The organism is Aeromonas sp. s4 (genome assembly GCF_040907855.1).
Taxonomy (GTDB): Bacteria; Pseudomonadota; Gammaproteobacteria; order Enterobacterales; family Aeromonadaceae; genus Aeromonas; species Aeromonas caviae.
Map to the genome: position 1 here is coordinate 20,321 of NZ_JBFOCP010000041.1, position 17,851 is coordinate 38,171.

20 protein-coding genes are annotated in these 17,851 nt (G+C 61.3%); 14 read left to right on the plus strand and 6 right to left on the minus strand.

Going from position 1 to position 17,851, the window contains the following annotated elements:
• Position 1 precedes the first annotated feature (1 nt).
• Complete coding sequence (locus tag AB5Y89_RS13485; RefSeq protein WP_128271424.1) at positions 2-1,285, minus strand: dicarboxylate/amino acid:cation symporter; 1,284 nt, start codon at positions 1,283-1,285, stop codon at positions 2-4.
• A gap of 208 nt (positions 1,286-1,493) precedes the next feature.
• Here AB5Y89_RS13485 and AB5Y89_RS13490 point away from each other — a divergent pair, with 208 nt between their 5' ends.
• Together AB5Y89_RS13490 and AB5Y89_RS13495 are read left to right on the plus strand one after the other, a co-directional pair.
• Positions 1,494-1,739: a YecH family metal-binding protein gene (locus AB5Y89_RS13490; protein WP_039040405.1), complete on the plus strand. Its 246-nt coding sequence runs from the start codon at positions 1,494-1,496 to the stop codon at positions 1,737-1,739.
• Positions 1,740-1,840: 101 nt separating this feature from the next.
• Positions 1,841-2,440 (plus strand): YhgN family NAAT transporter, encoded by a 600-nt coding sequence (locus tag AB5Y89_RS13495; RefSeq protein WP_010672590.1) that lies wholly within the window; start codon positions 1,841-1,843, stop codon positions 2,438-2,440.
• 60 nt (positions 2,441-2,500) lie between these two features.
• Here AB5Y89_RS13495 and AB5Y89_RS13500 read toward each other — a convergent pair whose 3' ends face one another.
• Entirely contained in the window at positions 2,501-3,478 is a 978-nt protein-coding gene (locus AB5Y89_RS13500; RefSeq protein ID WP_069785474.1) for a LysR substrate-binding domain-containing protein, read from the minus strand.
• Between the two features lie 292 nt (positions 3,479-3,770).
• On the opposite strand from AB5Y89_RS13500, the gene tatA reads away from it, so the two are divergent.
• The 3 genes from tatA (at position 3,771) to AB5Y89_RS13515 (ending at position 5,886) form a co-directional block, all read left to right on the plus strand.
• A complete protein-coding gene (gene tatA, locus AB5Y89_RS13505) occupies positions 3,771-3,935 on the plus strand; it encodes a twin-arginine translocase TatA/TatE family subunit (RefSeq protein ID WP_010672592.1) in 165 nt (54 codons plus the stop codon).
• Positions 3,936-3,945: 10 nt separating this feature from the next.
• Positions 3,946-4,248 (plus strand): YfcZ/YiiS family protein, encoded by a 303-nt coding sequence (locus AB5Y89_RS13510; protein WP_368223969.1) that lies wholly within the window; start codon positions 3,946-3,948, stop codon positions 4,246-4,248.
• A 216-nt stretch (positions 4,249-4,464) separates the two neighbouring features.
• Entirely contained in the window at positions 4,465-5,886 is a 1,422-nt protein-coding gene (locus AB5Y89_RS13515; protein WP_010672594.1) for a lytic transglycosylase F, read from the plus strand.
• 5 nt (positions 5,887-5,891) lie between these two features.
• On the opposite strand, the gene AB5Y89_RS13520 is transcribed toward AB5Y89_RS13515, so the two are convergent.
• A complete protein-coding gene (locus tag AB5Y89_RS13520) occupies positions 5,892-6,053 on the minus strand; it encodes a hypothetical protein (protein WP_010672595.1) in 162 nt (53 codons plus the stop codon).
• 75 nt (positions 6,054-6,128) lie between these two features.
• Here AB5Y89_RS13520 and AB5Y89_RS13525 point away from each other — a divergent pair, with 75 nt between their 5' ends.
• Positions 6,129-7,382, plus strand: a complete 1,254-nt coding sequence (locus tag AB5Y89_RS13525; protein WP_270833712.1) for a phosphatidylserine/phosphatidylglycerophosphate/cardiolipin synthase family protein — start codon at positions 6,129-6,131, stop codon at positions 7,380-7,382.
• Between the two features lie 469 nt (positions 7,383-7,851).
• On the opposite strand, the gene AB5Y89_RS13530 is transcribed toward AB5Y89_RS13525, so the two are convergent.
• Complete coding sequence (locus tag AB5Y89_RS13530; RefSeq protein ID WP_069785476.1) at positions 7,852-8,970, minus strand: fatty acid desaturase; 1,119 nt, start codon at positions 8,968-8,970, stop codon at positions 7,852-7,854.
• Positions 8,971-9,119: 149 nt separating this feature from the next.
• Here AB5Y89_RS13530 and fabR point away from each other — a divergent pair, with 149 nt between their 5' ends.
• Together fabR and AB5Y89_RS13540 are read left to right on the plus strand one after the other, a co-directional pair.
• Positions 9,120-9,740, plus strand: coding sequence for an HTH-type transcriptional repressor FabR (gene fabR / locus AB5Y89_RS13535; protein ID WP_010672598.1), 621 nt, complete (start codon positions 9,120-9,122; stop codon positions 9,738-9,740).
• Positions 9,741-9,759: 19 nt separating this feature from the next.
• A complete protein-coding gene (locus AB5Y89_RS13540; RefSeq protein ID WP_010672599.1) occupies positions 9,760-10,125 on the plus strand; it encodes a YijD family membrane protein in 366 nt (121 codons plus the stop codon).
• A gap of 33 nt (positions 10,126-10,158) precedes the next feature.
• Here AB5Y89_RS13540 and AB5Y89_RS13545 read toward each other — a convergent pair whose 3' ends face one another.
• Together AB5Y89_RS13545 and rsmD are read right to left on the minus strand one after the other, a co-directional pair.
• Positions 10,159-10,473 (minus strand): DUF1145 domain-containing protein, encoded by a 315-nt coding sequence (locus tag AB5Y89_RS13545; protein WP_010672600.1) that lies wholly within the window; start codon positions 10,471-10,473, stop codon positions 10,159-10,161.
• Between the two features lie 108 nt (positions 10,474-10,581).
• The gene (gene rsmD / locus AB5Y89_RS13550) at positions 10,582-11,211 is read right to left on the minus strand and encodes a 16S rRNA (guanine(966)-N(2))-methyltransferase RsmD (protein ID WP_029313522.1); all 630 of its coding nucleotides are present in this window, start codon (positions 11,209-11,211) and stop codon (positions 10,582-10,584) included.
• Positions 11,212-11,321: 110 nt separating this feature from the next.
• Between rsmD and ftsY the strand changes: the two genes are divergently transcribed.
• The 6 genes from ftsY (at position 11,322) to hutC (ending at position 17,702) form a co-directional block, all read left to right on the plus strand.
• A complete protein-coding gene (ftsY, locus tag AB5Y89_RS13555) occupies positions 11,322-13,049 on the plus strand; it encodes a signal recognition particle-docking protein FtsY (RefSeq protein ID WP_336591136.1) in 1,728 nt (575 codons plus the stop codon).
• Positions 13,050-13,271: 222 nt separating this feature from the next.
• Positions 13,272-13,940, plus strand: coding sequence for a cell division ATP-binding protein FtsE (gene ftsE, locus AB5Y89_RS13560; RefSeq protein WP_010672603.1), 669 nt, complete (start codon positions 13,272-13,274; stop codon positions 13,938-13,940).
• On the plus strand, positions 13,940-14,893 hold the full coding sequence (gene ftsX / locus AB5Y89_RS13565; RefSeq protein WP_069785479.1) for a permease-like cell division protein FtsX: 954 nt from the start codon (positions 13,940-13,942) through the stop codon (positions 14,891-14,893). Before ftsE ends, ftsX begins: the two co-directional genes overlap by 1 nt.
• A gap of 452 nt (positions 14,894-15,345) precedes the next feature.
• Positions 15,346-16,200: an RNA polymerase sigma factor RpoH gene (gene rpoH / locus AB5Y89_RS13570; RefSeq protein WP_029313526.1), complete on the plus strand. Its 855-nt coding sequence runs from the start codon at positions 15,346-15,348 to the stop codon at positions 16,198-16,200.
• Positions 16,201-16,327: 127 nt separating this feature from the next.
• A complete protein-coding gene (can, locus tag AB5Y89_RS13575; protein WP_010672606.1) occupies positions 16,328-16,987 on the plus strand; it encodes a carbonate dehydratase in 660 nt (219 codons plus the stop codon).
• Between the two features lie 10 nt (positions 16,988-16,997).
• Entirely contained in the window at positions 16,998-17,702 is a 705-nt protein-coding gene (gene hutC, locus AB5Y89_RS13580; protein ID WP_010672607.1) for a histidine utilization repressor, read from the plus strand.
• Positions 17,703-17,851: the final 149 nt, after the last annotated feature.

Here is a 17,851-nt window from a genome sequence, read left to right on the forward strand (position 1 = left end):
CTCAGCGCAGGGTGAAGTCGATGTCATCCCCCGCATGGGCATCGTGGTAGGTGGCGAGATCCAGCTCCTTCTCGCTGCGGGCGATGAGCACGGAGACTAGGATGTCGCCGGAGACGTTGACCGTGGTGCGCGCCATGTCGAGGATCCGGTCTATGCCTGCGATGAGTGCCACTCCTTCCAGCGGCAGTCCCACGGCAGTGAGGGTCAGGGTCAGCAGCATCAGCCCGGTACCGGGTGTGCCCGCCGTGCCGATGCTGGCCAGCGTGACGATGCTGATGATGGTCAGGTAGTCCACCAGATGCAGATCCACCCCGAAGGCCTGGGCCACGAACAGGGCGGTGACTCCCTGATAGAGGGCGGTGCCATCCATGTTGATGGTGGCACCGATGGGCAGCACCTTGGCGGTGATGGCGGGGGAGACCCCGAGCCTGCGTTCGGCGCAGGCCAGGCTGATGGGCAGGGTGCTGCTGCTTGAACTGCTGGTGAAGGCTACCGCCTGGGCATCGACGATGCTCTTGAAGTAGTGCAACGGGTTGAGGCGCGCCATCAGGAGCAGCAGGCCGCTGTAGACGCCGAGCACGTGGAGCAGGCAGCCGAGGTAGACGGCGCCGATCACCTTGAGCAGCGGCAACAGCAGGCTGACGCCGTACTTGCCGGTCATCCAGGCCATCAGGGCGCAGACGCCATAGGGGGCCAGGGCCATCACCATCTGGGTCAGCTTGAACATTCCCTCTGCCAGGGAGGTAAAGAACAGGATGGCGGGGCGGCCGCGTCGTCCGGTGGCGTTGAGGGCGAGAGCGAGGGCCACGGCGAACACAATCACCTGCAATATCTTGCCATCGCCCATGGCCTGCACCGGGTTGCGCGGCACCAGGTGGCTCAGCACGCTGGCCAGGGTAGGTTGCTGCGCCATGGCGCCCCGTTCATAAGGACCCATATTGGCGCCCATGCCCGGTTCCAGCAGCCAGCCCATCATCAGGCCGATGCAGATGGCGACGGCGGTGGAGCAGAGATAGAAGCCGATGGCCTTGCCGGCGATGCGGTCGAGCCGCTTGCCCTTGAGCAGGGCGGTGAGGCCTGCCAGGACGGAACAGAAGATGAGGGGCACCATCAGCATCTGGATGGTGTTGACGAACAGGACGCCGATGGGCTTGAGCAGCAGGGCCTGCTCACTGAAGCAGAGCCCCAGACCTATCCCGGTCAGCATGCCGAGCAGGGTCTTCAACCAGAGCGGGCGACGGGTCCAGATCCGCCAGGGTTTGAAGACCAATCCATGGAACAGCATGACGCCAATGTCCTTATTTCTGTCTGCGGTGGCAAAAAGGGGCGACAGTGTAGCCATCCCCCCGTCAGGTTGCCACATTATCGACAAAGCGGCGCTCACGACCAGCCCGCTGGCGTTAAATAAAGGCGTTTTGTTGGCCTATATCAAGAACCCTCTCCGGGCTTCGGGCTTTAATTGTCATCTGACATGATGATTAAAGAGGTTCGAGATGTCCCAATCGATACACGGTCACGAAGTGATGGAGATGATGCTGGAGCAGGAGAGTCCGTTTACCCGGGCCAGCCTCAGGGCGGCGATCGCCTCGCGCTTCGGTGCCGAGGCCCGGTTCCACACCTGCAGCGCCAGCGAGATGGACGCTGACGCCCTGATCGACTTCCTGGCCAGGCGCGGCAAGTTCATCGACTCGGAGTCAGGGTTCCAGACCCGCGCCGACAAGATCTGCAACCACGGATGATCGCCAGCGGCGAGCGCGGTGGGGCGCTCGCCGAATCCCGCCACCTTTGTTATATTTCGCCCTCCTTCCCCTCTTGTTGAAAGGTTCTGCCCGGGCGCTCTATGGACACATTCTCCGCTGCCGTCATGCTGTTTCTGATCATGGATCCGCTGGGCAACCTGCCGGTCTTCCTCTCCATCCTGCGCCATGTCGACCCCAAGCGTCGACGCAAGGTGATGCTGCGGGAGCTGTTGTTTTCACTGGTGATCATGATGGGCTTCCTGTTCGCCGGTCAGCAGATCCTGAGCTTCCTCAACCTGCGTCAGGAGGCGGTCAGCATCGCGGGGGGCATCATCCTCTTCCTCATCGCCATCAAGATGATCTTCCCGAGCCCCGGTGGCGTGACCGGGCTGGCGGCGGGGGAGGAGCCCTTCCTGGTGCCCATGGCCATCCCCATGATTGCGGGCCCCTCCATCCTGGCTTCCCTGCTGCTTCTGGCCAACCAGGAGCCGACCCGGATGGTGGACTGGTCATTGGCCCTGCTGATGGCCTGGGGGGCCAGCGCCGTGATCCTGATGTTCTACGAGCTGTTCAACAAGCTGCTGGGTGAGCGAGGACTCACCGCGGTGGAGCGGTTGATGGGCATGCTGCTGGTGATGATCTCGGTGCAGATGCTGCTGGACGGGGTGCACCATTATCTGGCGGTGACGGGTCAGAACTGACGGGGCGAATGCTGATGTCAACGTGAAACGGGGCTTCTTGAGCCCCGTTTTTTTTGCGCGTCAGGCGGCAGCGGCCGGGCCATCCGCCGAGGTTTCCAGCTTGCCCATGATGAGGGCGAGCAGGGTCTCCCGCAGCCAGCGATGGCCCGGATCCTCCTCGTGGCGCTGATGCCAGATGAGCAGGTGGGAGATGCTGTCCAGGGCGATGGGCAGCGGCAGCGGCACCAGGGGATAGACCTGGGTGGCGTGGCGGGCGTAGAGGCGGGAGAGGGTCACTATCATGTCCGAGTGCATGCCCATGCGCAGGGCCGCCTCGAAGGAGGGGACGGTCGCCTCGATCCGGCGATAGAGATCCTGCTCCGCCAGCTTGTGATCCAGCATCCAGCGATCCCGCCCTTCGCAGTAGGTCTGCACATGGGGGTAGGCGAGGTAACGGGTGAGATCCCACTCGGGCTCCTGCAAGGCAGGGTGATCCCGCTGTACCAGGCAGGTGAGATCGTCGATGGTGAGCAACCGCTGACAGATGGCGTTGGGCAGGGTGTCGAGGCGAAAATCCGAATTGATGCAGTTCTCCCGCACCGTGAAGGCGATATCCACCTGGCCCTGGCTCATCTCGGTCAGGCTGTGTTCGGTCCACTCCTCGTAGCGCAGGCGGATGCCAGGGGCCTGACGCTTCAGTTCGCTCAGGTAGAGGGGGGCAAACAGGGTGAAGGCGCTGTCCATGCTGGCGATGACGAACTCCCGCTCCGTGCTGGCGGGATCGAAGTCCGGCGGCTGGATCAGGTTGTCCAGGGAGAGCAGTATGGGCTGCAGTTGCTGCTGGAGATCCAGGGCGCGGGGAGTGGGATCCATCCCGTAGGCCGAGCGCACGAACAGGGGATCGTCAAAGGTCTCCCGCAACCGTCCAAGGGCCTTGCTGACGGCGGACTGGCTCAGGTGCAAACGGCGTGCAGCCCGGCTGCCGTTGCGCTCTTCCAGCAAGACTTGCAGGATTATCAACAGATTAAGGTCTATGCGTGCAAGCTGTTCCAGCAACATGATATGAATCCTCTTCAATTCCTAGATGAATATATACCATTTGTTTTCATATCTTGGCGATCCTATGCTCGATGGGTCTCTCGCCCTGGTGGCGGCTGGTACAGGATGTAGCGGTTGAGGGGACAAGTAGCACCGACTCATACGGCGGCCCATGGTCGCCGTATTTTTTTGCGCCTCGTCGCCGTTTTTGCGCGATTTTTTCGCCAACTTGCACCTGCCTTGATTTTGCCCAACAATCGATACGCTTTCTTTTGATACAACCTCCAGGTATCTAACAGTCAGGAGTCTCCCTATGGGACTGGGTGGCATTCATATCTGGCATCTGCTGATCCTGCTCGTGGTCGTCGTCGTGGTGTTTGGCAGCAAACGCCTGGCTGGCGCCGGTGAGGATCTGGGCACTGCCATCAGGGATTTTCGCAACGCCTTGCGCGACGATGACAATATCCGGAATAAGTAGGAGTGAACGTATGTTTGTAGACGAGAAAGTGGAACTGAACGAGACCTGTGACAGTTGCGGCTGTTTCGCCGAAATTGGCACCATCATCGGCGAAGGTGACGACGTCATGGAGCTGGTGATCGAGGCCGCTGCAGAAGCCGACGCCCGCGAGAAATTTGCAGCTTACGAGGCGCTGGCCAAGCAGGTCACTGCCGAAGCCAAAAGCAGCAGCGAGCTGAGCCGGGGCCCGGATGGCGTGATCCTGAAGGCCCGCCTGCAATTCACCTGCACCGCCGAGAAGCTGATCTTCGAGATGCGCGCCCGCTCCCTCTGAGATCGTGATGACACGGCAGGCTTGCCTGCCGTCTTGCTCTGCCCCTCGCTTTTTCCCTCCCTTTGCGTTGTATAGTGAGTTATCCCACGGACGATCCGTTTTCCGTCCGGCATGCGCCGATCGGCAGAAGATCCCGCGACGCCCCATGACTTGGCGCAGGCGCCTTCTCTGACAGACCCGACGGTGCGCACCGGCCCACAGCGAGGTGGTTAAATCATGATGCGGCGATGGATCTGGGCCCTGCTGGCTCTCTGCTCTCTCCCTCTGCTGGCGGCGGATCTCAAGCCGCAGTTGCTGCCCCAGGCCGGTGATCTCGAACACATCCTGCAAAAAAAAGAGCTCAGGGCCCTGGTGGTCTATGAGCGGGGGTTTTTCTTTTTCGACAAGGGAGCCCAGTACGGCATCCTGGTCAATCAGCTTCAGGGATTCGAGCGCTGGTTGAACCAGACCTACCTGGCCAAGGAGAAGCTCAAGCTCAAGATCATTTATATCCCGGTGCGCCAGGACAAGCTGCTGGACTATCTGGCCGAGGGGCGCGGGGATCTGGTGGCCGCCAACCTGACGGTCACTCCCACCCGGCGCGAGCAGGTGACCTTCTCCCAGCCGCTGATCGCCCCCATCGAGGAGTGGGTGGTGAGCCAGCGGGAGCTCCCTGCCTTCAATCGCATCACCCAGCTGTCCGGCCGGCGGATCTGGGTGCGAGCCAGCTCCAGTTATTTCGAGAGCCTGCACCAGCTCAACTGGCTGTTTCGGGAGCTGGGGTTGCCCCCGGTCTACATCGAGACGGTTCCCGAATACCTGCAGGACGGGGACCTGCTGGAGATGGTGTCAGCCGGGATCATTCCGCTGACGGTCACCGACAGCTTCAAGGGGCGGATCTGGCTCGACATGATTGGCGGTCTCAAGGCCCACAGGCTGATACCGCTGCGGGACAAGGGACGCAGCGCCTGGGCCCTGCGCAACAACAGCCCGGAGCTGCTCAAGGCGGTGAACGCCTACATCTCGGAGTCGAGCAAGCGGACCCTCTACAGTGACATGACATTGCGCCGCCTGCTGGCGCAAAGCGACCGCATGAGCAACATACTGGCGCCGGACCCGCTGGGGCGCCTGTCGACCATTCGCAAGGTACTGGAGGCCCAGGCGGACAAGTATCAGCTGGACTGGCTGATGCTGGCCGCGCTGGCTTACAAGGAGTCGGGGCTCAATCCCAATGTCGGCTCTCACCGGGGGGCCGTCGGCATCATGCAACTGCTGCCGAGTACCGGCAAGGAGGTGGGGATCCGCGGTGCCAGACTCACCAGTCTGGAGGGCAATGTGGAGGCGGCCTGTCGCTACATGCGACTCATCCTGGACACCTACTTCAACGATCCCGGGATGGACAGGCTCAATCGCCATCTGTTCGCCCTGGCCGCCTACAATGCGGGTCCGAACCGGGTCCAGGCATTGCAGGCCAAGGCGGCCGACAAGGGGCTGGATCCGAACGTCTGGTTCGGCAATGTGGAGCAGCTGGTGGCCAACGACGTGGGCCAGGGGCCCATCAACTACGTTGGCACCATCTACAAATACTACGTGGCCTACCGTTTCAGCCTGCCCCAGCTGGAGGGCAAGTCAGAGGCCATCGAGGCGGTGCAGCCCTGAGCCTGTCAATGCTGGCCGGGGAGGGGATCCTCGTGATGCTGCGCAAGGGGCTCCCAGCCCAGATCCCGGTGCTGCTGGTACCAGGGCATCAACAGCCTGGCCGGGGTGGGATCCGGTTGGCTGGCATGGGGTCTCTGACTGAGGGAGGGGTGGTCGCGCAGTTCCATCATCGGCTCCTTGACACTGGGCTATCGGGGCGGTTGTCTGGGTTATGCCACCACCAGATGACAGGGAGATGACCCTTGATCCCTGCCGAGTTTGCCTTGCTCGCCGATCCCGGCGCCGCCCTGAAAGCCCGATGCCAGTTGATCCGCCAGGCTCGCCACCGGATCCTCGCCCAGTATTACAGCTGGGAAGAGGACGGCAGCGGCAAGCTGCTGCTGGCGGAGCTGGTGCGGGCGGCCCGGCGCGGAGTGGTAGTGCAACTGCTCATCGATGATCTCTACGGCGGGGAGAACCGCTTTCTGGAGGCGGTGGCGGCGGAACCGGGCATCGAGGTGCGCCTGTTCAACCCCTTCTGGCTGCGGGGCTGGCGTCCTCTGACCCTGCTGCTGGAAGGGGTGCTGAGCTTTCGCCGCATCAACCACCGGATGCACAACAAGCTGCTGCTGGTGGATGGCAGCCAGGCGGTGATCGGCGGGCGCAACATCGGTGATCGTTACTTCGGGCTGGGGATGCCGCCTCACTTCATCGACCTGGATCTGCTCTGCCGCGGCCCCCTCTGTCAGCAGGCCGAGCAGGGGTTCGCGCTGTTCTGGCACAGTCGCTGGAGCCACCCGGTCCGTCGTCTGTTGAGACGCCCCTTGCTGCCAGCCGAAACCCGGGCCCTGAATGACTTCCTGCTGACCCTGACCGACCCCGCCATGGCGGCCGCCTATGATCTGCCGGCCACTCTGTTTGATGAGTGCCCCGTTCCCCTTTGCTGGCATCCCGGGCGAGGGCAGTGCTGGTTCGATCGCCCCGGCAAGGGGCTGGTCGCCCGGCCGACCACGGCGCCCCTGCTGGGACGCATGCTGGCGAGCAATCAGGGGGCCCTGAGGTTGGTGAGCCCTTACCTGATCCTGACACGGGGGCTGCGTCGCCGGCTCAAGGGGCAGCGACGGCAGGGGGTCGACATCGAGATCCTGACCAACTCCCTGGCCAGCACGGACGTGCCCCTGGTCTATGGCGCCTATCGACGTCACCGCCCCTGGCTCGAGCGTCAGGGGGTCACCCTGTTCGAGCTGACGACGGAGGCGTTCAGTCTGCATGCCAAGCTGATCCTGATGGGGAAGGAGGAGGCGCTGCTCGGCAGTTTCAACCTGGATCCCCGCTCCCTGATGCTCAACACCGAGTTGATGCTGCACCTCCATAGCCCGACGCTGTGCGACGAGTTGCAGCAACTCATCGATGGCTGGTTGCAGCAGGCCGTGCACCCGGTGGCGGCGTCCCCCTCTGCATGGCGGCGCCTGCTGGCGCAATTGAGCGATTGGTTACCTTTGCACCGTTGGTTGTGAGTGGGATCCGCCTTGTGCGAGATCTCGCAAAGCCTTGTGCGCCTTCGAGGATAACGTTTGCCATCCAAAGACGGGACTGGATTGTATGGTATTGTTTTTAATCGATTTATATTAAGAGTGCAGTAACAATCCAGGGGCCTCGACTGCATAGAGGTGCGTGTAGAACGGTTTTTTATTTTATTTAACTGCGTAGTATCTCGAGTGCAAGGACAAACACGGCGGCTGGTCTGCCGTGTGGGTGACGGCAACAGGGGAAATGGGCCAACCGGATTGCTCCGGCAGGCGAGGCAGATCGGGAGCGGAAACCCGTGATGCCAGACAGACCCCCGTGGTTGCGGTAGCCCAATATGGAACATGCTATTTGCGAGGGGGTGACATGCGAATGTTGCCCCATTTTTTTATGCCCGCTGTCTGCTTGTCCGATCAAAAAGACCGCCTGCTGGCGGTCTTTTGCGTGATGTCTCGGCGATCAGGCGAGGCCCGCCAGCAGACGACTCCAGTTGCGCTTGGCAACGAGGAAACCGTCTCGCAACGTGCGGTACTCCAGTTGCAGCCTGAGCCTGTCGTAGCGTGCGAGGGCTGTGCGCTTGCGCTGCTCCAGCAGTGACTTGCGGCTGGCATAGTAGTGCTGGATCTGCAGGCTCAGCTTGTCGTACTCCTCCTGCAGCAGTGCCTGCCAGCGTTCCCTGTCGTCCTGCTTGTGCACTCTGGCCTGGGCGCGCTTGAGTTGCATCTCCAGCCTGGCCTGTTCGATGCGTTCCTCCGGGCAGGCTCTCAGGTCTTTGGCGAGCCCGCACCAGGCGGCGGTGCGGATCAGCCACTTGGTGGGGTCGAACTGCCACCATTGAATACCGTTGCGGTAGTCGTTCTCGAACAGGTGATGGAAGTTGTGATAGCCCTCGCCAAAGGTGAAGAAGGCCAGGATGCCGTTGTCCCGGGCGCTGTTGCGATCCGTGAACGGCTGGCTGCCCCAGATGTGGGCCAGGGAGTTGATGAAGAAGGTGGTGTGATGAGTCATCACCATGCGCAGCACCCCGGCCAGCAGCATCATGCCGAGCAGATCCCCGTGCAGGAGGCCGAGCAGCAGCGGAATGCCGATGTTGGTGACCAGAGCCAGGGCGAGATAGTGCCTGTGCTGGAAGGCGACCACGGGGTTGTTTTGCAGGTCGCGCACATTGCTGTAGTCGTGGTAGGTATCGCGCTGGTATTCCCGCAGCATCCAGCCGATGTGGGAGTACCAGAAGCCGCGCCCCGCACTGTAGGGATCCTTCTGGTTGTCATCCACGTGGCGGTGGTGGCGGCGATGATCCGAGGACCAGTGCAGCGCCGAGTTTTGCAGGGCGAGCGCGCCTCCGATGGCGAAGATCCATTGCAGGGCCGGGTGCGCCTTGTAGGACTTGTGGGACCAGAGCCTGTGGTAGCCGGCGGTGATGGAGATGCCGCAATAGCAGAACAGCAGCAGGAAGCAGAGCCACTGCCATAGGTCGTAGCCCTGGCTCAGTCCATACCAGGGGACCGCTATCAGTGCCGTGAGCCCGGAGAGGGCGAACAGCAGGGTATTGGTCATGATGATCGGGGGGCGGTCCATTTCACTCGGCTCCTTTCAGCGAACAGCTGTTCACTATTCTCCATTGAGCCGGAATGCGGGTCAATGGTAAAAAAGTCGGAGACAAACCTGATCCCGGCCCCGCCTTCGGGTTATCATCTGGCCTCGCTAATCTCAAGGTGACTGTTTTCGTGGGTATTCGCGCGCAACAAAAAGAAAAAACCCGGCGTACGCTGATCGAGGCGGCGTTCAGTCAACTCTGCGCCAACCGCAGTTTCTCCAACCTCAGCCTGCGGGAAGTGGCCAGAGAGGCGGGCATAGCGCCGACCTCCTTCTATCGCCACTTTCGGGACATGGAAGAGCTGGGGCTGACGCTGGTGGACGAGGGAGGGCTGACCCTGCGCCAACTGATGCGCCAGGCGCGCCAGCGCATTGCCGGTGGTGGCAGCGTCATCAGCACCTCGGTGCAGACCTTCATGGAATTCGTCGAAAACAACCCGAACATCTTCCGGCTGCTGCTGCGCGAGCGCTCCGGCACCTCGGCTGCATTCCGTCAGGCGGTGGCCCGGGAGATCCAGCACTTCATCGCCGAGCTGACCGATTATCTGGAAGCCACCACGCAGGCGCCACGGGAAGAGGCCTATATCCAGGCCGAGGCCATGGTGACCATCGTCTTCAGCGCCGGTGCAGACGCCCTCGACATGACTCCGGAAGAGTGCAAGGCACTGTCGGAGCGCACCATCAGCCAGTTGCGGATGATCGCCATGGGCGCCGAGGTGCAGAACCGCAAGCGCCACGAATCTCTCACATAACGCAAGGATGGACAGCCTCATGCATGAACCGAACGCGATTCCGAAGAAGCCCCTGGTGCTGGCCCTGCTGATCGGTATCTGTGGCGATGCCTTCCTGTCGGCCTTGACGGAGTCGGTCGTCCCCTTCTCCTTCTACCCCCTCATCGCCCTGTTGCTGGCGGCCAGCCAGCTCTATCAGCACTATCGCCATGAGCCCATGGTGGGCAACACACCCAGCTGCATCCTGCTCTGCTTCTTTATCGGCGTGTTCGGCCATTCTGCCCTGGTCAAGGTGCAGTACCCCGAGCTTGGCAGCAACTTCTTCTCCCTCATTGCCATGCTGCTGCTGCTCGCCGCTCTCTCCATCAAGCTGGGAATCAGCCTCGGAAAAACGCAAAAGGAGTGACGAATCACTCCTTCTGGTCGGGCCGGGGGTGGCCTAGTCGGCCCTGGGGGGAGTCTCTCCCTTCTTCCTGGCGTCTATGATGGCCTGCAGCTTGGTGCGGATATCCATCATGCCGAACACCCCGAAGATCAGCACCTGGGTGAATTCGAGACGAGTGACCGCGAAGTAGGGTTTGCATGCCGCCTTGATCATGCTGGCCTGTACCCAGTGCATCAATATCACGATGACGCCGCACACCGGCAGAAAGCCGTTCAGTTTGCCCGGCAGGGTGCCCAGCAGGGCGAGTGCCACACCGAACCAGAAGAACAGCAGCACCCCCATCGCCAACAGATTAAACACCCGCTTCATCGTTTACCTCCCGTACATAGAGTTGATAGCAGGCCTGATGTGATCGACCTGCTTGTCCTTGAGCCGTTGTCCAAATTGACGGAGAAGGGGACTGTGCCCATCTCCCCTTTAAACCGCAGCGTCATGCTTGGTGTCCCGCAGATAGAGCTGATAGCAGACCTGACCAGCCTGCTTGTCCTTGAGTAGTTTCCAGCTGGCGGGCAGAGCCAGATCGGCCATCTCTTTTTCCCGCTCCAGATAGATGAGGGCATCGGATGCCAGCCAGCCGCGTTGCTCCAGCAGCTCGCACACTTGGGGCAGCAGCTCGCGACGAAACGGTGGGTCCAGAAAGACCAGATCGAACGGCGTGGCCGGGCCTTGCAGCCAGCTCACGGCATCAGCCTGGATCACCTGCCCCTGGCTGCTGCCCAGGGTCGTCAGGTTCTTCTTGAGCTGGTCGGCGGCGCCTCTGTCCATCTCGATCAGGGTGACCTGTTCGGCATAGCGGGACAAGGCTTCCAGCCCCAGCCCGCCGCTGCCGGCGAACAGATCCAGGCAGCGGGTACCGCGCACGTGGGGAGCCAGCCAGTTGAAGATGGTCTCCTTGACGCGATCCGTGGTGGGTCTGAGCCCTTCCACATCCCTGACGGGGAGTTTGCGCCCCTTCCATTGACCGCTGATGATTCGTACCACGCCCGCTCGCCCCTGGGGGGCCGGGCTCTTGCTCGGGCTGTTACGGCTGGATTTCACTCTGGGCATCGCGTTTCGTCGTCAGAAAATAAAGTGATAGTATAAGGCGGTTCATTTTTATGCCGACCCGCCGAGGGACGGCTATCTTAGCAGTCAGCCTTTGATGTGAGTATTTTTAGATGGCAAAAGGTTTGTTTTCCTGGCTGGGTTTCGGCCGCAAGAAAGAAGAGGCTGAGGCCGTTCCATCGCAGGCGCCCGACGCTACCCCGGCGGTCGTCGAGTCGGAGGCCGCCGCTCTTCCCGCGCCTGTCGCCGATGTTGCCCCGGCTGATGCCCCTACCGCCAAGCCCGAAGCGCCGCTGAGCGGCCCTGACGAAGGCCCCCTGGTTGTGGAAGAGCCGGAGGGCGAGCTTGAGCCCGTCATCGTCAATGAGGCCTTGATCGCCACCGAAGCTCAGGTCGCAGAAGAAGCCATTGTCGCCGCCGAAGCCCGCGCTTTGGAAGAGGCCCGTATTGCCGCAGAGGCTCGCGCCGCAGAAGAAGCCCGTATTGCCGCCGAGGCTCGCGCCGCAGAAGAAGCCCGTATTGCCGCCGAGGCACGCGCCGCAGAAGAGACCCGTATTGCCGCCGAGGCCCGCGCTGCGGAAGAGGCTCGCATCGCCGCAGAAGAGGCCCGTATTGCTGCCGAGGCCCGCGCCGCAGAAGAGGCCCGTGTTGCCGCCGAGGCTCGCGCTGCAGAAGAGGCTCGCATCGCTACCGAAGCCCGTGCCGCGGAAGAAGCTCGTGTTGCTGCTGAAGCTCAGGCTGAAGAAGAAGCTCGTGTTGCCGCCGAAGCTCAGGCTGCCGAGGAAGCCCGTGTCGCCAAAGAGGCCCAGCGAGCGGAAGATTTGCGTCTGGTCGCCGCGATGGAGGCTGAGGCCGCCGCGCTGGCCGCTCTGCCACTTGCCGCCAAGGTGGACGACGACACTCAGGAGAAGCCGCAGCGGGAGGGCTTCTTTGCCCGCCTCAAGCGCAGCCTGGTGCGTACCAGGGAGAATATCGGTTCCGGTTTCTTCGGCCTGTTCAGCGGCAAGAAGATCGATGACGATCTGTTCGAAGAGCTGGAGACCCAGCTGCTGACCGCCGATCTTGGCGTCGACACCACCACCCGCATCATCGAGGGGCTGGTACAGCACGCGGACCGCAAGCAGCTCAAGGACGCCGAGGCGCTCTACGGTCTGCTCAAACAGGATATGGGCGAGATGCTGGCCAAGGTCGAGCAGCCCCTGGTGATCGACACCAGCAAGAAGCCTTACGTCATCCTGATGGTCGGCGTGAACGGCGTCGGCAAGACCACCACCATCGGCAAGCTGGCCAAGCAGTTCCAGGCCGAGGGCAAGAGCGTGATGCTGGCCGCTGGCGATACCTTCCGTGCTGCCGCCGTCGAGCAGCTGCAGGTGTGGGGTCAGCGCAACAACATTCCGGTGATTGCCCAGCACACCGGTGCCGACTCCGCTTCCGTCATTTATGACGCCATCGAGGCTGCCCGCTCCCGCGGGGCTGACGTGCTGATCGCTGATACCGCCGGCCGCCTGCAGAACAAGAGCAACCTGATGGAGGAGCTCAAGAAGGTGGTGCGGGTGATGAAGAAGCTGGACGATGCGGCACCCCACGAGATCATGCTGACTCTGGACGCAGGCACCGGCCAGAACGCATTGAGCCAGGCCAAGCTGTTCAGCGAGGCGGTGGGCCTGACCGGCATCACCCTCACCAAGCTGGACGGTACCGCCAAGGGTGGCGTCATCTTCGCGGTGGCCGACAAGTTCCAGATCCCGATCCGCTACATCGGGGTGGGCGAGGGGATCGACGATCTGCGCCCGTTCGTCGCCAACGACTTCATCGAGGCGCTCTTCAGCCGCGAAGAATAAATCCGGCTGACATGAGTCGGCCCGGCCGTGACAAGCATGTGTTCCATACCCCGACTCCGGTCGGGGTATGTCACTATGAGGGCGCAGGCATGGCTCATCCGGACAAGGATGACATGTGGCATGGTTGTGACCGGTGTTGTCATCCAGGTGTTGTGCCGGTACGGGGGAGTGAGCGCCCCATGCTTTATCCCGGTCGGGGTTTGTCAATCTCAGGGAACCGTTATGATTCGTTTTGACAAGGTCAGCAAGGTCTACAGTGGCGGTCATCAAGCGCTGCAAAAGGTCAGTTTTCACCTGCGCAAGGGGGAGATGGCCTTCCTGACCGGCCATTCGGGGGCGGGTAAGAGTACCCTCCTCAAGCTCATCAGCGTGATGGAACGACCGACCGACGGCCGCGTCTTCTTCCACGGCGATGACGTCAGCCACATCCAGCGCAGTCAGATCCCCTACGTGCGCCGCCAGATCGGCATGATCTTCCAGGATCACCGCCTGTTGATGGATCGTACCGTGTTCGACAACGTCGCCCTGCCCCTGGTGATCGATGGCTACAGCCATGGGGACATCAACAAGCGGGTGGCGGCGGCGCTCGACAAGGTCGGGCTGCTCGGCAAGGAGCGTTACCAGCCGCGCATGCTATCCGGTGGTGAGCAGCAGCGGGTCGGCATCGCCCGCGCCATCGTCAACAAACCCCCCCTGCTGCTGGCGGACGAGCCGACCGGCAACCTGGATCCCCAGCTTTCCATGGACATCATGCGCCTGTTCGAGGAGTTCAACCGCTTCGGCGTCTCCGTGCTGATTGCCACTCACGATCTGGGGCTGATCGCCCGGATGCGCTACCGTACCCTGACCCTCAAGGCGGGTCGCATGTATTCGTCCGGGGAGGATCGCTGATGGCTATTGTTCGTCATAAACAGCCGCCGTTGCGTCGTTTGATGATGTATGGCGTGGATCACGTGCGCCAGGCCTTTGCCAGCCTGGGTGAGCTGTGGCGCAATCCGCTCGCCTCCCTGATGACCCTGGCGGTGCTTGGCGTGAGTCTGGCGCTGCCTTCCTGTTTCCACGTATTGCTGAAGAATGCCGAAGTGGTAGAGGGGAGCTGGCAGACCAGCTCCCAGATCTCTCTCTATCTGCGCAAGGATCTGCCGGAGCAGAGCATCCTGGACATGAAGCAGCGGATCCTGCTCTATCCGGAGGTGGAGTCCGTCACTTATATGAACCGTGACGAGGCGCTCAGGGAATTTCGGGAGATCTCCGGTTTCGGTGATGCCCTGGATTATCTGGACAGCAACCCGCTGCCGCCGGTGCTGAGCGTGATCCCGGATCCTCGGTGGCAGAATCCGGAAGGGGCCGCCGAGCTGCTCGTCAAGCTGGAGAACGAGCCCGGTATCGAGCAGGGCAAGCTGGATCTGCAGTGGCTGACCCGGCTGCAGGGGATCATGAACCTGCTGCGCCATACCATCACCGGCATCGCCGTGCTGCTGCTTTCCGCCGTGCTGCTGATCGTGGGCAACACCCTGCGCCTGAATATCCTGAACCAGCGTTCCGAGATTGAAGTGCTCAAGCTGGTGGGAGCGACCGATGCCTTCATCCACCGTCCCTTCCTCTATACGGGCATCTGGTTCGGGGTCATTGGCGGCATGCTGGCCTGGTGGCTGACCGAGGTGATGGTGATCTGGAGCGAGGGGGTGGTGAAGGAGCTGGCGGGGCTCTACAACAGCAACTTCCGTCTGGTGGGGATGGGGGCGTTCGACGGCTTCAATCTTATACTGCTGGGCGCCCTGCTGGGGTTGATCGCCTCCTGGTTCTCGGTGCACAGGCACATTCGCGACATAGAACCGTCCTGATTAATTTGTCAGCATTTTAAAGCGCTGGATTTTGCGAACTGGATCAAGTAAAAGAGTGGCCCGTTTCTGGCACGGGCCACTTTCTCAGAGTAATCTGAATGGTGTCTGCGCCGAGGATCATATGTGGATCCTCTGAACCTTTTGATTTATCAATGGTCTATTGACTGCAGCAGAATGAATACGGGTATGGCCCCTATGCCTTGCTCGTCTGACTTGGCAAGCATGTGAAGGTTGCGAGCTCCGCAACAATGGACTTAGCATGCTACTTTTCAGGGGTCCTTTACTGTGACCCCTTTTTTTTGACTGTTCATTTATGATTCATGCCGTCAGCCTAAGATAGGCCGGGTTCATGCTGGGGTGATGTATGATGCAGCACGCAGAATGATACCTGGTCGGTAGACACGTCTTCTCAGGGTGTTAGACTGATTCGATTGAAAAGTAAGAGGTAGAACATGGGAACTTCATTGCAACGCACTATGGCTCTGATTCCGCAAGGTAGTCTGGAAGGCTATATCCAGGCCGTCAACTCGATCCCTGTGCTGAGCGCAGAGGAAGAGCGCGAACTGGCGATGCGTCTGCAGCAGGATGGCGATCTCGAAGCTGCACGCCAGCTCGTTATGTCGCACCTGCGTTTTGTCGTTCACGTGGCCAAGAGCTACTCCGGCTATGGCCTGCCTCAGGCCGATCTGGTACAGGAAGGCAACATCGGCCTGATGAAAGCCGTCAAACGCTTCGACCCGAGCGTGGGCGTGCGTCTGGTCTCCTTCGCCGTGCACTGGATCAAGGCCGAAATCCACGAATATGTGTTGCGCAACTGGCGCATGGTCAAGGTGGCGACCACCAAGGCCCAGCGCAAGCTGTTCTTCAACCTGCGCAAGTCCAAGAAGCGTCTTGGCTGGCTGAACCACGAAGAGGTGCAGGCCGTGGCTGCCGACCTCGGGGTATCCGCTGCCGACGTCACCGAGATGGAAGCGCGCATGAGCAATTACGATCAGGCCTTCGACCTGGTCGGTGACGATGAAGACGAGGGTGGCTTCGCGCCGGTGCACTATCTGGAAGACAAATCTTCCGATCTCGCGGCGAACATCGAGAACGACAACTGGGACAGCCATGCCACCCGCCGCCTGAGTGCGGCCATGGCGACCCTGGACGAGCGCAGCCAGCACATCATCCGTGCCCGCTGGCTCGATGACGAGAGCAAGACCACCCTGCAGGAACTGGCCGATACTTACGGCGTCTCGGCCGAGCGGGTGCGCCAGCTTGAGAAAAACGCGCTCAAGAAGCTGAAAGATGCCATGGATGCCTGACGGCCTCCTCCGGTAAGAAGCAGGGCCTGATGGCCCTGTTTTTGTTTTGCGGGGATCTGGTCGGCCTTGCCTTGGTTACCCTTGTGTATGGTATGTTGCCGCCACTGCCACAGTAGGGAGAGCAGAAGTGAAACTGTTGAACGACTTGTTTACCAACAACCGCGAGTGGGCGGAACGGATCAAGGCCGAGGATCCCAATTTCTTCGCTACCCTGTCCGCTCAGCAGGCACCCGAGTACCTCTGGATCGGCTGTTCCGACAGCCGGGTTCCCGCCAACCAGCTGATGGGGCTCTTGCCGGGGGACGTCTTTGTCCACCGCAACGTCGCCAACCTGGTGGTGCACACCGACTTCAACTGCCTCTCGGTGCTGCAATACGCGGTGGAGGTGCTCAAGGTGAAGCACATCATCGTCTGCGGCCACTATGGCTGCGGTGGGGTCAAGGCTGCGATGCAGAACCAGGAGCTGGGTCTCATCGACAACTGGCTGCGCAACATCAAGGACGTCTACTTCAAATACGGCGAACAGCTCGAAGCCATCGAGGATGAGCACGAGCGCTTCGACTACCTGTGCGAGCTGAACGTGGCCGAGCAGGTCGCCAACGTCTGCCACACCACCATCATCCAGAATGCCTGGCGCAAGGGGCAGGAGCTGGCGGTGCACGGCTGGATCTACGGCATCAAGGATGGCCTGCTGCACGATCTCGATCTCTGCATCAGCGGCCCTGACCAGATCCCGGACGTCTATCGCGCCTGGCCGGACATGCGTCCGCCCCACCGTCGCCGCTGAGGACCATCCGGTGGCTCCTGCGCTCTACCTTCAGATAAAGCAGCACATCCTGGACGGGATCCGCGAACGCCACTATCAGGCGGGCGACCGGATCCCGACCGAGGCCGCCCTGTGCGAGCAGTTTGCCGTGAGCCGCATGACGGTGAACAAGGCGCTGCGTGAGCTGGTGGCCGAAGGCTGGCTGGTGCGCACCGCCGGATCCGGCAGTTTCGTGGCCGACAGGCGTACCGAGTCGCCGCTCCTGGCGATTCGCAATATTGCAGACGAGATCGCCGAGCGGGGCAGCGAGTACAGCGCGCGGGTGATCCGGCTGCAACGTCAGGCCGCCGACGAGAAAGTGGCGGTGCGTCTGGGCCTGCGGGTCGGGGCGCCCACCTTTCACAGCCTCATCGTTCATCAGGCCGATGGGGAGCCGCTGCAACTGGAGGAGCGCTTTGTCGATGCCGAGCGACTGCCCGGCTATGGCGAGCAGGATTTCACCCAGCAGACGCCAAACAGCTATCTGATGGAGATCTGCCCCCTCTCCGAGATGGAGCACGTGGTAGAAGCCGTGTTGCCGAGTGCTGGTGAAGCCGGACTGCTGCAAGTGAGGGTCGACACCCCCTGCCTACTGCTGCACCGGCGCACCTGGTCAGACGGCTTTCTGGTCTCCTATGCCAGATTGTTGTCGCCGGGTTCCCGCTACAAGCTGAGCTCCAAGACGCGTCTCGCATGATTGTATATACATATTAAGCATTTAAAAGCCCACCTCTCGGTGGGCTTTTTTGTGCTTACACTCTAATAAAGCCGCTGTTATCAAGATGTGAACTTGATCCTTTCTTTCTTTTCAGAGATCGGCTATAAATTATTGTATATACATTTAGA